Origin of the sequence: Streptomyces uncialis (genome assembly GCF_036250755.1) — a bacterium.
Taxonomy (GTDB): domain Bacteria; phylum Actinomycetota; class Actinomycetes; order Streptomycetales; family Streptomycetaceae; genus Streptomyces; species Streptomyces uncialis.
Genome location: NZ_CP109583.1, coordinates 4923537 through 4937720, shown reverse-complemented (window position 1 = coordinate 4937720; position 14184 = coordinate 4923537). Strand labels below are relative to the sequence as shown.

Genomic DNA, 14184 nt, shown 5'->3' with positions numbered 1-14184 from the left:
TGTCCTCGGCCCGGAGCGCGTCAGGTGCGGGGGATCAGTGGGGTGCCTGCCAGACCACACCGGTGCCGCCGCCGTCCTCACCGATGCCCGGCCCGTACCAGCTGTCGCCGCCCAGCGACTCGGCACGCCGTTTGAGGTTCTTCAGCCCGCTGCGCCGGCCGCCCTCGGGGATGCCGACCCCGTCGTCGGCGACCGTGAGCCGTACCCCGGGGGCGCCGTCGGGCAGGGTGACCGTCGCGTCGACGACGACATCGATACGGTCGGCGTCCGCGTGCCGGAACGCGTTCGACAGCGCCTCCCGCAGCGCGGCGATGAGATTCTTGCCGGTGAGTTCCCCGACCAGCGCGTCCACGGCGCCGACGAAGTGGTGCGAGGGCTTGAACCCCAGCGGTACGGCGGCGGTGTTGATCTCCCGGAGCACCCGGGTGCGCAGGCCGGACGGTGCCTCGGCGGGCTCCTGCTGAAGGGCGAAGATCGCGGTCCGGATCTCCTGGATGGTCACGTCGAGCTCGTCGACGGCCCTGCCCACCCCCTGCCGCACCGCGGGGACGACCGACTTGCGCTGGGCGCTCTCCAGCATCATCCCGGTGGCGAACAGCCGCTGGATCACCAGATCGTGCAGATCACGGGCGATCCGGTCGCGGTCCTCGTAGACAGCGAGCCGTTCCCGGTCCCGCTGCGCCTCCGCCATCTTCAGCGCGAGCGCGGCCTGCGCCGCGAACTGCGCGGCGAGGGTCCGTTCGCCCTCCGTGAAGGTACGGGCGCCCCGCCCCCGCAGGGTGACGAGGGTGCCGAGGACCCGGCCCTCGCTCCGCAGCGGCAGCAGCATCGCCGGACCGTAGTGGCGGGCCAGTTCGCTGAGGACCCGGGGGTCGTTCGCGGCGTCCTCCAGGAACACGGCCTCGCCCGCGAGCAGGCGGGTGGTGATCTCGCTCTCCGGGGCGACGACCACGCCCAGCGCACCGGTGGGCCGCTCCGAGGAGACGGCGACGATCTCCAGGCCGCCCTCGTCGGCGGGCAGCAGCACGAGCCCGGCGGTGGAGTCCGAGAGATGGCGGACCTGTTCGGCGACCACCTGGAGCGCGTCCTCGGCGTCACCGCCCGACAGCAGCGCCGTGGTGACGGCCACGGCCCCGTCGATCCAGCGTTCCCGCTGCTGGGCGGCCTCGTAGAGCCGGGCGTTGCCGATGGCGATGCCCGCCTCCGTGGCCAGTACCCGGACCATGCTGAGGTCGTCGTCGTCGAACCGGGCGCCGCCGCGTTTCTCCGACAGATAGAGATTGCCGAAGATCTCCCCCTGGACCCGGATCGGGACGCCGAGGAACGACCGCATGGGCGGATGGTGCGGGGGAAAGCCGCAGGACCGCGGATCGGCGCTGAGGTCCGCGAGCAGCACCGGTTCGGAGTGCTTGATGAGGGCGCCCAGCAGGCCGCGCTGTCCGTCGGGCAGACGGCCGATGAGCCGCGCGGTCGCCGCGTCGACCCCGTGGTGGACGAAGTCGGAGAGGCCGTCGCCGTCTTCCGCGACGACCCCGATCGCGGCGTACCGGGCGTCCGTCAGCGCGGCGGCGGTCTCGCAGATCCGGTCGAGCGTGGAGTGCAGCTGGAGGCCGGTGCCGACCGACCTCATGGCCTCCAGAAGTTGCGGGACCCGCGCGGTCAGCTCGGTCGGCAGGTCCGACGCCCGAGCACCCTCTTGCTCCCCATCCATACCCAAAGCCTAATAACACCGGTTTCCGACCGAAACCCGACCCTTCCCCGACCCTTCCCCGAGCTGCCCCCGACGATCGTCCGGCGATCGTCCGGCGCCCCCGCGCTACACCGCCGCCGCCAGCAGATCCGCCGCGCCCTCGCGGTCCCGCATCCGTGCCAGCGGCCCCTCGACCGCGGTGAGCGTGTCGAACGCGCCCCGCTGGACGATCCGCCCCGCCTCCAGCACGATCACCTCGTCGACCTCCTCCAGTCCGGCCAGCCGGTGGGTGATCAGTACCGTCGTCCGGCCCTCGGTGGCCGCCAGCAGGTCGGCGGTCAGGGCGTCGGCGGTCGGCAGGTCGAGGTGTTCGGCGGGCTCGTCCAGCACCAGTACGGGGAAGTCCGCGAGCAGGGCCCGTGCCAGCGCGAGCCGCTGCCGCTGTCCGCCGGACAGCCGTGCCCCGTGCTCCCCGACGAGCGAGTCCAGTCCGTCGGGCAGCGAGTCGGCCCACTCCAGCATCCGCACCCGGGCCAGTACGTCCCGCAGCTCGGTGTCGTCCGCGTCCCGCCGCGCCAGCAGCAGGTTCTCGCGGACGGAGCTGTCGAAGAGGTGCGCGTCCTGGGCGCACAGCCCCACGAACCCCCGCACGGTGTCGCCGTCGAGCGAGTGCGCGTCGACCCCGCCGAGGGTGTACGCGCCGCCGGTCCCGTCGGGACGCGGGTCGAGGAAGCGCAGCAGGACCTGGGCGAGGGTCGTCTTCCCGGAGCCGGAGGTCCCGACGACCGCGATCCGTCGCCCTTCGTCCAGGGTCAGATCGACGCCGGCGAGCGCGTCGCGCCGCTGCCCCTCGTAGCGGGCCCGCAGTCCTTCCAGCCGCAGCGGGAACGGCGAGGCGGGCGCGGCGGCGGGGGTGGCGGGCTCGCGTACGGGTGCGGGCGCGTCCAGCACCTCCTGCACCCGTTCGGCGCTCTTGCGGACCCGCTGGCGGTACTGGACGGCGAGCGGCATCCCCATGACCGCCTCGAACGCGGCCATCGGGGTGAGCACCACCACCGCCATGGCGACGCCGTCCAGCCGTCCGTCCGCGACTCCCCGCGCGGCGACCAGGGCGGTCACCGCGACGGTCAGTCCGGAGACCAGCGCGGTCAGCCCGTCCCCGAGCGCGGTGGCGGACGCGGCGCGGGAGGCGATCCGGGTGAGGACCGAGTCGGCCTTCCTGGCCTCGGCGGTACGGGCGGGCAGGGCGCCCGCGACGGTCAGTTCGGCGGTTCCGGTGAGCAGGTCCGTGACCCGGGTGGCGAGCACCCCGCGGGCCGGGGCGAGCCTGCGCTCGGCGCGCCGGGCGACCGCGCCGGACAGCAGCGGTACCCCGGCACCGGCGGCGAGCAGTCCCACGGCGAGCACGGCACCGGCCTCGGGCAGCAGCCAGGCGGTGAAGCCGACGGCTCCGGCGGAGACGGCGAGGGCGGCACCGGCCGGGAGCAGCCAGCGCAGCCAGTAGTCCTGGAGGGCGTCGACATCGGTCACCAGCCGGGTCAGCAGATCCCCGCGCCGGGTGGTGCGCAGTCCGGCGGGGGCGAGCCGTTCGAGGCGCCGGTAGACGGCGACCCGGGTGTCGCCGAGCATCCGCAGCACCGCGTCGTGCGAGACCAGCCGTTCCGCGTAGCGGAAGCAGGCCCGTCCGATGCCGAAGGTGCGGGTGGCCGTGACGGCCATCATCAGATAGAGCACGGGCGGCTGCTGGGAGGCCCGCGAGATCAGATATCCGGAGGTCGCCATCAGGCCGACCGCGCTGCCGAGGGCGAGGCTGCCGAGCAGCAGGGCCAGGGCGAGCCGTCCCCGCCGGGGTCCGGCCATGTCCCGGACCCGGCGCAGCGCGGACCGCTGCCGGGACCCGGTCCCGGTACGGCCGTCCGGCCCGGGGTGTCCGTCCCGGACCGGCGTGTCCCCGTCCCGTTCCGGGGCCTGCGCGCCCACGAGGTCCATGGCGTGCGACGGGTCGCCGGACCGCTCGCGGTCCCGGTCCTGGTCGCGCTCCGACTGGAACAGCTCGTCACCGAAGGCCGCGCCGTCGTCGGTCAGTTCGGCGATCAGGTCGCCGCCGGTGGGCCGCCTGCGCGAGCCGTGGTCCGCGGCGATGGCGACCCCGGCGGTACCGGCGGTGCGTGCCGTACCTCCCTGGGCCGGGACCGTCCGCTCGGGCATCGCGAGGGTCACCACCCGGTCGGCCACGGACAGCAGCGCCGGGCGGTGCACCACGAGCAGCACGGTCCGGCCGACGGCCAGTCGCCGTACCGCCTCGACCACATCGGCCTCGGTGTCCCCGTCGAGCGCGGCCGTGGGTTCGTCCAGCAGCAGCACGGGCCGGTCCGCGAGGAAGGCCCGCGCGAGGGCGAGTCGTTGCCGCTGTCCGGCGGACAGTCCGGTCCCGTCCTCCCCGAGCAGGGTGTCGGCCCCGTCGGGCAGCGCGTCCACGAACTCCAGTGCTCCGGCGTCGCGGAGGGCCCGGCGGACGGCGGTGTCGTCGGCGTCGGGCCGGGCGAGGCGGACGTTCTCCGCGACGGAACCCGCGTACAGATGGGGGCGTTGGGGCACCCATGCCACCTGCTGGTGCCAGGACTCCCGGGCGATGCCGGTGAGCTCCGCCCCGCCGATCCGTACCCGGCCCCGCTGCGGGCGTACGAAGCCCAGGGCGGCGGCGACCAGGGTCGACTTGCCCGCGCCGCTCGGTCCGACGAGTGCGACGGTCTCCCCCGGTCCTACCTCGAAGGACACCCCGGACACGGCGTCGTCGTCGCGTCCCGGGTACCTGACGCCGACCTGGTCGAAGCTCAGTCCGAGCGCCTTACCGGCGGGAAGGACACCCGTGCCGTTCGTGGGGACCTCGGTCTCCAGGACCTCGAAGACCTCCTCCGCCGCCGCGAGTCCCTCGGCCGCCGCGTGGTACTGCGCGCCCACCTGCCGGACCGGCAGATACGCCTCGGGCGCCAGGATCAGGATCATCAGCCCGATGGAGAGGTCCATCCCGCCGTGGACCAGCCGCATCCCGATGGTGACGGCGACGAGCGCGACCGACAGGGTCGCGAGCAGTTCCAGGGCGAACGACGAGATGAAGGCGATCCGCAGGGTGCGCATGGTGGCGCGCCGGTAGTCGCCGGTGATCCGGCGGATCGACTCGGCCTGGGCCTTGGCCCGGCCGAAGACCTTGAGCGTGGGGAGTCCGGCGACCACATCGAGGAAGTGTCCGGAGAGCCGGGACAGCATCCGCCACTGACGGTCCATCCGGGCCTGGGTCGCCCAGCCGATGAGGATCATGAAGACCGGGATCAGCGGAAGGGTGCCCGCGATGATGGCGGCGGAGACCCAGTCCTCGGTGACGATCCGTACGAGCACCGCGACGGGTACGACCACCGCGAGCCCCAACTGGGGGAGATAGCGGGAGAAGTAGTCGTCCAGGGCGTCGATGCCCCGGGTGGCGAGGGCGACCAGTGATCCCGTGCGCTGGCCGCTGAGCCACCCCGGGCCCAGCGCGCCCGCCCGCTCCAGCAGCCGTCCCCGCAGCTCCGACTTGACCGCCGCACTGGCCCGGTGGGCCGCGAGTTCGGTGAGCCAGGAGACACCGGCGCGGCCGACGGCCACGGCGGCCAGCGCGATCAGCGGGGTCCTCAGTTCACCGGCCGACAGACCTTCCTGGAAGGCACCCACCACGATCTCGGCGATCAGGGTGGCCTGGGCGATGACCAGCCCCGCACCGACCAGCCCCAGCAGCACCACGGCCAGCAGGAAACCGCGGGTGGCGCGGGTGTACCGGAGCAGTCGCGGGTCGATCGGTTTCACGTGAAACACACCCTCGGGGTTGGTTCAGGGGTGTTTCACATGAAACACACCCAGGCGGTGCGGGGTGCGGACGGAGCCGGTGACACCGGCCCCGTCCGAGGGGGTCAGTGCACGGGGTCGGAGATGTGCTGGGTGCCGATCCGCTTGCGGAACACCCAGTACGTCCAGCTCTGGTAGAGCAGGACGAGTGGGGTCGCGATGCCCGCGCACCAGGTCATGATCTTCAGGGTGTAGGGCGTCGACGAGGCGTTGGTGACCGTGAGGTTCCAGGCCGGGTCGAGCGAGGAGGGCATGACGTTCGGGAAGAGCGTCAGGAAGAGCATCGACACGGCGGCGATGATCGTGACGCCGGAGAAGGCGAACGACCAGCCCTCCCGTCCGGCCAGATTGGTACCGAGGGCGGCGACCAGCGCGGCCACCGCCACGACCATCGCGACAAGGCTCGCGGTGTCGCCCTTGTCGAACTGGGTCCAGAGCAGGAATCCCAGGGCCAGTACGGCCGTCAGCAGTCCGACCCGGGTGGCGAGCCTGCGGGCCCGGACCCGGATGTCACCCACCGTCTTGAGGGCGACGAACACCGCTCCGTGGAAGGTGAACAGCGTCAGGGTGACCAGCCCGCCCAGGAGCGCGTAGACGTTGAGCAGATCCCAGACGTTGCCCACGTACTCGAAGTCCTGGTCGATCTTCACGCCCCGCACGATGTTGCCGAAGGCGACACCCCAGAGGAAGGCGGGCAGCAGGGAGCACCAGAAGATGGCGTTCTCCCAGTTGCGCTGCCACTTCTCCTCGGGCCGCTTGGCGCGGTACTCGAAGGCGACCCCGCGCACGATCAGACTGACCAGGATCAGCAGCAGCGGAAGGTAGAACCCGGAGAAGAGGGTGGCGTACCACTCGGGGAAGGCGGCGAAGGTGGCGCCGCCGGCACTGAGCAGCCAGACCTCGTTGCCGTCCCAGACCGGGCCGATCGTATTGATCAGTACCCGCTTCTCGGGCCGGTTGCGGGCGAGCAGCTTGGTCAGGACACCGACCCCGAAGTCGAAGCCCTCCAGGAAGAAGTAGCCGATCCACAGGACCGCGATGAGCACGAACCAGACATCGTGGAGTTGCATGCCTCAGTTCCTTTCCCTCGGTACGAGAAGGCCGTCAGTACGAGAAGGCCATCGGCCGGTCGGGATCGCGGTCGTTGCCGCCGATCCTGGTCGGCGGGTTGAGGTCCGCCTCGGTCAGTTCGGGCGGCCCGCCCTTGATGTACTTGGCGAGCAGCTTGACCTCGATCACGGCGAGGATCGCGTAGAGGGTGGTGAACACGATCATCGAGGTGATGACCTCGCCCTGGCTGGTCCCGGGGGAGACCCCCTGCCGGGTCTCCAGGACGCCGTAGACGACCCAGGGCTGACGGCCCGTCTCGGTGAAGATCCAGCCCCAGGAGTTGGCGATCAGCGGGAAGGCCATCGTCCAGGCGGCGAGCAGCCAGTACCAGCGGGTGAACCGGGGGCTGATGGCCTTGTTCCGGAAGAGCACGAGGTTCGGCATCTCGTCCTCGCCGACCCTCATATGCGCGGGGAGCAGGAACTTCTTGCGGGTCAGCCACAGTCCCAGCAGCCCGATACCGAAGGACGCCATCCCGAAGCCGATCATCCAGCGGAAGGACCAGAACGCCACGGGGATGTTGGGCCGGTAGTCGCCGGGCCCGTGCTCGGCCTGCTCGGCGGCGTTGACGTCGTTGATGCCGGGGACGAAGGAGTCGAAGTCGTCATGGGCGAGGAAGGACAGTATCCCGGGGATCTCGATGGCGACGGTGTTGTGGCCCTTGTCCACATCCCCGTAGGCGAAGAGGGAGAAGGGCGCGTTCGTCTGTCCGTCCCAGAGGGCCTCGGCGGCGGCCATCTTCATGGGCTGCTGCTCGAACATCACCTTGGCGAGCCGGTCACCGCTGACGGCGGTGAGCAGTCCGGCGACGGCGACGGTGATCAGACCGAGCCGCAGCGAGGTCTTCATCACCGGGATGTGCTTCTTCTTGACCAGGTGGAAGGCGGAGACGCCGACCATGAACGCGCCACCGGTGAGGAAGGCGGCGGTCAGGGTGTGGGCGACCTGGGTGAGCGTGGTGTTCTGGCTGAGGACGGCCCAGAAGTCGGTCAGTTCCGCGCGGCCGACCGCCTCGTTGATGCGGTAGCCCACCGGGTGCTGCATCCAGGAGTTCGCGGCGAGGATGAAGTACGCGGAGAGGATGGTGCCGATGGCGACCATCCAGATACAGGCGAGATGGATCTTCTTCGGCAGCTTGTCCCAGCCGAAGATCCACAGCCCGATGAAGGTCGACTCGAAGAAGAAGGCGATCAGCGCCTCGAAGGCGAGCGGCGCTCCGAAGACATCACCGACGAACCGCGAGTAGTCGGACCAGTTCATCCCGAACTGGAACTCCTGGACGATGCCGGTGACGACACCCATGGCGATGTTGATCAGGAAGAGCTTGCCCCAGAACTTGGTGGCCCGGAGGTACTTCTCCTTCCCCGTGCGCACCCAAGCCGTCTGTAGTCCGGCGGTGAGGGCCGCCAGGGAGATCGTCAGTGGGACGAACAGAAAGTGGTAGACGGTAGTGATGCCGAACTGCCATCGCGCCAGGGTCTCCGGCGCCAGAGCGAGGTCCACGTCTCCTTCTCCTTACGTGCCGTGTTCACAGCGGCAGTTTGCCCCTTTGATCTCCCGCATAACAGGATCTTCCGGGCGCGCTTGTGAACGCGTTCACATTCACAAGCATTATGTCCTACCGGTTGCGACCCATCGCACGGGGGTCCCCCTTAACGGAGGCAGCGCACGCGGGTGACCGTGGGAACCATGGCCGGGCACGACGAAGGCCCCCGAACCGAAGGTGCCGGTCGTCGGGGGCCTTGTATGAGAGGGCGCTCATCTCCTACATGACGGGCGTCACAGCTCCTTGCGGAACGCCTCGGCGGCCCGCACGAAGATGTCGTTCCCCTCGGTCTCGCCGATCGAGATCCGCACGCCCTCCCCCGCGAACGGCCGGACCACCGCACCGGCCCGCTCGCATGCCGCCGCGAAGTCACTCGTACGGTCCCCGAGCCGCAGCCACACGAAGTTGGCGTGGGTCTCCGGCACCGTCCAGCCCTGGTCCGTCAGCGCCGCGACCACCCGCGAGCGCTCCGCGACCAGCGAGCCGACCCGGCCCAGCAGTTCGTCCTCCGCGCGCAGCGACGCCACCGCCGCGTCCTGCGCGAGCTGGCTCACCCCGAACGGCACCGCCGTCTTGCGCAGCGCGGCGGCCACCGGCTCATGGGCGATCGCGAACCCGACCCGCAGCCCCGCCAGGCCGTACGCCTTGGAGAAGGTCCGCAGCACACAGACGTTCGGCCGGTCCCGGTAGACCTGCGCCCCGTCCGGCACCTCCGGGTCCCGGACGAACTCCCGGTACGCCTCGTCCAGCACCACCAGCACATCCCCCGGCACCCGGTCCAGGAAGCGCTCCAGCTCGGCCCGGCGGACCACCGTCCCGGTCGGGTTGTTCGGGTTGCACACGAAGATCAGCCGGGTCCGCTCGGTGATCGCGTCGGCCATCGCGTCCAGATCGTGCACATCACCCGAGGTCAGCGGCACCCGTACCGAGGTCGCCCCGCTGATCTGCGTGATGATCGGGTACGCCTCGAAGGACCGCCAGGCGTAGATCACCTCGTCGCCCGGACCCGACGTCGCCTGGAGCAGCTGCTGGGCGACACCGACCGAGCCGGTACCGGTCGCCAGATGGCTCACCGGCACGGCGAACCGGTCGGCCAGCTCGTTCAGCAGCACCGTGCACGCCATGTCCGGGTAGCGGTTGAAGGCGCCCGACGCGGCCACGACCCGCTCCAGCACCCCGGGGAGCGGCGGGTACGGGTTCTCGTTCGAGGAAAGCTTGTAGGCCACCGGGCCGTCGGCGGACGCGGGCTTCCCGGGCGTGTACGCGGGTACGGCGGCCAGTTCGGCACGAAGCCTGGGATTCTGCTCGCTCACCACGGTCCTCCTAGCGACTCGTTCAATACTCCATACCCTCAGAGGATTCCCCACCCACCCGTCCCGCTACAAGGCTCCACCCCCGCCGCACCACCGCGACACCCCTGTCCCACGGCCGGCCGCCCCGCCGCGCGCCCCGCCCGTCCGCCCCGGTTCCACCGGCGCCCACGGGTCACCCTCACGCCCGGAGCGCTCCGCCCGCCCGGGCGGGGGGCGCGCGGGTCGTGTCCTCGCACCCCTGGCTCACTCCGTGGCGCGCATCCCCCGTGAAGGTGAGTTGAGACCTCTTCGAGACATGACTCCTTCACCAGGCCCACCCCCACCCGGACGCACCCATTCACTGGCGGAAGCCACAACAGCCCTCGGTTTTAAGCGACTTCACCCCGCACGGCCATGCAGAAACGTTCCTGTCAACGTATGAATATGCGTCCGACCCACCCCACCCGCGGCGCCCTACTATCGGCACGCCATGACAGCAGCAGGGAAGCACCAGGTGAGCCGGGCGGACACCCCCCGCCGAGGCGGTCGGCCAGGCCGAGCGGGTATCAGAGATGTTGCCGCCGCCGCCGGTGTCTCCATCACGACGGTCTCCGACGCCCTCAACGGCAAGGGCCGGTTACCGGACGCCACCCGACGACATGTCCGCGAGGTGGCGGACCGGCTGGGCTACCGGCCCTCCGCCGCCGCCCGCACCCTGCGTACCGGGAAGTCCGGCCTCATCGGACTCACCGTGACGACCTACGGGGACGAACCCTTCACCTTCACGGAGTTCGCGTACTTCGCGGAGATGGCCAGAGCCGCCACCTCCGCCGCGCTCGCCCGTGGATACGCCCTGGTCATCCTGCCCGCGACCTCCCGCCGCAGCCCCGTGGACGTCTGGTCGAACGTCGCCCTCGACGGCACCGTGGTGATCGACCCCTCGGACAAGGACCCCGTCGTCACCGAACTGGTCCGCCAGGGCCTGCCCGTCGTCTCGGACGGCCGCCCGGCCGGTTCGCTGCCGGTCACCGCGTGGGTGGACAACGACCACGAGGCCGCCGTCCTCGGCATCCTCGACCATCTCGCGGCGGCCGGCGCCCGCCGGATCGGACTGCTCACCGGCACCACGACCGATACGTACACCCATCTGTCGACAACGGCGTATCTGCGCTGGTGCGAACGGGTGGGCCAGGACCCGGTGTACGAGGCGTACCCCGCGCACGACCCCTGCGCGGGAGCCGTCGCCGCCGACCGGCTGCTCGCGAGGCCCGACCGGCCCGACGCCGTCTACGGTCTCTTCGACCCGAACGGCACCGACCTGCTGGCCGCCGCCCGCCGCTACGGACTGCGGGTCCCGGACGATCTGCTCCTCGTCTGCTGCTCCGAGTCGACCGTCTACGCCACCACCGAGCCGCCCATCACCACCCTGTCCCTCAAACCGCGCCGGATCGGCACCGCCGTCGTGCAACTGCTGATCGACGCCATCGAGGGGGTGCAGTCGGACCAGCCGGTCGAGCAGGTGATACCGACCGAACTGATCGTGCGCACCTCCTCCGAACGGCGCCATCCGCGGACGACCGTCAGCCCGCCCCGGTCGCCCCGGAGCGGCTAGCCGGCGATGAACGGGTCCCCGGCCGCCGCCCAATTCGGGAGAAATGCGCGGTGAACCGGGCCCCTGTTCCGATTCACCACCCCTGGGTCATCACACAGCGCGATCCGCATTCCTATGATGGGCGGACGACACCGCGGGCCGCTGCGACCAGGCAGTCCGTTCCGGTGCAGTTGCGGCGCAAGGTGGTGGAGGGGTCGATGACTCAGGGGGCAGGTCAGGGACCCGTCGTGCGAACGCCGACAGTGCGCGATTTCCGCGTGCCGGCCTATGTGCACGAAGCGGGTCCCGTAGATCCCGGACAGCCCGCCACGCGGCCCGATCCCCGGATCGATCCGCGTACGGAACAGCCGTCCCGGCACGACGATCCACAGCAGGACGCCCATCAGGGCCAGGCACCGGCGGGCGCACCGCGCTCCGGTCCGCCGCCCTACCCGCCGGGCGGGACCGACGGCCCACCCGCGCGGGTGGGCGGCGCCCCGTACCCCGCACCCGGCGAACCGGGTCCGCCACCCGGCCCGCCCCCGGTCACCGTCATGGGCACGGCACCGGTCATGGACGTGATGGGCCTTCCCGCCGAGCCGCGCCCCGGGCCGGGGACGCCCGACGGGCCGGTCGGCCACGCGGTCGGCTCGACGCCGCCCATCGGCCCGGAACCCGTCAGCGAGACGCCGATCGGCTCGACGCGCGTCAGCTCGGCGCCCGTCGGTTCCATGTCGCCGCCGCGGGACAGCGTGCCGCCCTACGACGAGGGCCAGGAGCCGGAGGGCTACACCCCGACCCAGCGCGACCTCCCGGTGATCAAGCGCGGGGACACCCTCCAGGCGCCGGTGGCCCCCGCCCCGGCCGCCGCCGCCCGGGAGCCGGAAGGGCTCGGTCCGCTCTTCGTCGTGGGGGACGTGCACGGCTATCTGGACGAGCTGATCGCCGCGCTGCACGCCAAGGGCCTGATCGACGCCGACGGCAACTGGTCGGCCGGCAACGCCCGCCTCTGGTTCCTCGGTGACTTCACCGACCGGGGCCCCGACGGGATCGGCGTGATCGACCTGGTGATGCGGCTGTCCGCCGAGGCCGCCGCCGCCGGGGGCTACTGCAAGGCCCTGATGGGCAACCACGAGCTGCTGCTGATCGGCGCCCGCCGCTTCGGGGACACCCCGGTCAACTCCGGCGCGGGCACCGCCACCTTCCAGGCGGCCTGGCTGCTCAACGGCGGCCAGAAGGCCGACATGGACCGGCTCCAGGACCACCACCTCCAGTGGATGTCCCGGCTCGACGCGATGGAGCACGAGGACGACCACCTCCTCGTCCACTCCGACACCACCGCGTACCTCGACTACGGCGACTCCATCGAAGCCGTCAACGACACGGTCCGCGAGACCCTGACGCGCAACGACGCCGACGAATGCTGGGACCTCTTCCGGAAGTTCACCAAACGCTTCGCCTTCCGCGACGAATCGGGCCCCCGGGCCGCCCGGGAACTCCTCTCCGTCTACGGCGGTTCCCGTATCGTCCACGGTCACAGCCCCATCCCGTATCTGCTGGGCGAGGTCGGCTCCGAGGACGGGGACGACAGCCAGGGGCCGGTCGTGGACGGCCCGCACGTCTACGCCGACGGACTCGCGATCGCGATGGACGGCGGAGTGACCATGGCCGGAAAGCTGCTGGTCCAGCAACTCCCCCTGCACGACTGAACCGTTCCGCGGACAGCCGCGGCGGCGGCGGGCCCCAGGCCGTGCCCGGCTCTTCGCGTCGGGCCGGCCCGCGGCGTCCGGCGCCGTGCGTCGCACGGCGGAGGGCCGCCCTCGTACCGGACGTACCCGGGCATGCCCGGCAGCGCGGCGGGGTCCGGCGCGGTGCCGGGCGTCGCGGGCCCGGCGGGAATCGCCGGACACGGCCCGGGGCCCCGGGGCCGATTTTCGCTATTTCTCTGTCACCTTGAGCCGTGGCGGCTCTACCATCGCACTATCCGTAGCAGGCTCCCCTCCGTTTCTGCCCGACGGCTCTCAACCATGTGAGCCACACGTCCTACGGAGCATCGGGGGATGCACATGAACAGCGTTCCGCAACATCTGTCGAGTGAGGACCGCACCGAGTACGAGCGCGTCCTGGACGCGGCGCTGCGCTCCGCCCGTCCGGAACTCGCCGCGGCCGAAGGCCGGTTGAACACCGAGCAGCTGCGCACCCTGGCGCTGAACGCGGGCGCCCTGATCACCGACGCCGCCGCCGACGAGTACGACGCCTATGTCAAGATCCGCGAAGAGGCCCACGAGGCCGCGTCCGGGCCGACCGGGTCCGGATCGTCCGGTACCGGGTCCGCGTCCGGGCCGCGCACGGCGGGGCTCGCGGACACGATGGGCGAGGTGCCGGAGCCCGCGGGCGCCGGGGTCCTCGCCGTCGTCGCGGCGCTCGCGCCGGTACTCGCCGGTGCGGCGGCCGTGATCTTCCTGCTCGTCGGCTATGTGCTGCGGGCCCTCTCCCCGGACCTGGCGATCGGCCGGACCTTGCTCACCACGGGCTGGGTCTTCGGCGCGATCACCGCAGCGGCGATCCTCGCCGCCGCGGCCGGTCTGCTGATCGCCGCCCTGCGCAACAACGCCACCGCGCTGCGCGCGGGGCCCCGCGGCGAGCTGGACCAGCAGGTCGAGCTCGCCCGCGCGGCCTGGCGCGAGGCACTGCTGGCACGCGGCATCACGCCGTTCCTCCAGGAGGCCCTGGCCAACGTCCCGGCGACCGGCCCCATCACCGGTGTGGACGGTGACCCGGCGGGTACAGGCGGCGGCCGGAGGTCCGAGGCGACGACCGGCCGGATGCCCCCTCTCGGCTATCACCGGCCGGGGTTCAGCAGCCCGGACGGGGGCCCCGCGGCGGGGCCCCGGCCCAGTTACTCAAGTCCGGACTTCTCCAGCCCGGACTTCGGCGGCCCGGAGCACAAGCCGGAGTAGCCGGTACGTGCCGCTCCACCTCACAGGTACGCGGGGCGGGCGGCACGGCATCCGGTACGTGAAGCCGCACGTCAGCCGGTGCGCGGGGCAACCTCGGCCGGGGAGGTGAAGCGGCA

The 14184-nt window shown here is 71.6% G+C and carries 8 protein-coding genes; 3 read left to right on the top strand and 5 right to left on the bottom strand.

Translation table 11 applies throughout. The features are described from left to right. Positions 1 to 34: 34 nt before the first annotated feature. From OG711_RS20475 to hisC, 5 genes are all read right to left on the bottom strand, one after another. On the bottom strand, positions 35 to 1711 hold the full coding sequence (locus OG711_RS20475) for a sensor histidine kinase (protein ID WP_073787328.1): 1677 nt from the start codon (positions 1709 to 1711) through the stop codon (positions 35 to 37). Positions 1712 to 1816: 105 nt separating this feature from the next. Beyond that, positions 1817 to 5530 carry a thiol reductant ABC exporter subunit CydD gene (gene cydD, locus OG711_RS20470; RefSeq protein ID WP_329559993.1) on the bottom strand — a complete coding sequence of 1238 codons (3714 nt, stop codon included), beginning with the start codon at positions 5528 to 5530 and terminating at the stop codon, positions 1817 to 1819. A gap of 104 nt (positions 5531 to 5634) precedes the next feature. After that, positions 5635 to 6639: a cytochrome d ubiquinol oxidase subunit II gene (gene cydB / locus OG711_RS20465; protein ID WP_329559992.1), complete on the bottom strand. Its 1005-nt coding sequence runs from the start codon at positions 6637 to 6639 to the stop codon at positions 5635 to 5637. A 34-nt stretch (positions 6640 to 6673) separates the two neighbouring features. Then, a complete protein-coding gene (locus OG711_RS20460) occupies positions 6674 to 8182 on the bottom strand; it encodes a cytochrome ubiquinol oxidase subunit I (protein ID WP_266517716.1) in 1509 nt (502 codons plus the stop codon). A 276-nt stretch (positions 8183 to 8458) separates the two neighbouring features. Further along, positions 8459 to 9538: a histidinol-phosphate transaminase gene (hisC, locus tag OG711_RS20455; protein ID WP_266517719.1), complete on the bottom strand. Its 1080-nt coding sequence runs from the start codon at positions 9536 to 9538 to the stop codon at positions 8459 to 8461. A gap of 469 nt (positions 9539 to 10007) precedes the next feature. Here hisC and OG711_RS20450 point away from each other — a divergent pair, with 469 nt between their 5' ends. The 3 genes from OG711_RS20450 to OG711_RS20440 all read left to right on the top strand — a co-directional run bounded on the left by OG711_RS20450 (position 10008) and on the right by OG711_RS20440 (position 14068). Continuing rightward, on the top strand, positions 10008 to 11129 hold the full coding sequence (locus OG711_RS20450) for a LacI family DNA-binding transcriptional regulator (protein WP_073787317.1): 1122 nt from the start codon (positions 10008 to 10010) through the stop codon (positions 11127 to 11129). 533 nt (positions 11130 to 11662) lie between these two features. Continuing rightward, a complete protein-coding gene (locus OG711_RS20445; RefSeq protein ID WP_329563930.1) occupies positions 11663 to 12817 on the top strand; it encodes a metallophosphoesterase in 1155 nt (384 codons plus the stop codon). A 351-nt stretch (positions 12818 to 13168) separates the two neighbouring features. Then, the gene (locus tag OG711_RS20440) at positions 13169 to 14068 is read left to right on the top strand and encodes a hypothetical protein (RefSeq protein ID WP_329559991.1); all 900 of its coding nucleotides are present in this window, start codon (positions 13169 to 13171) and stop codon (positions 14066 to 14068) included. Positions 14069 to 14184 lie beyond the last annotated feature (116 nt).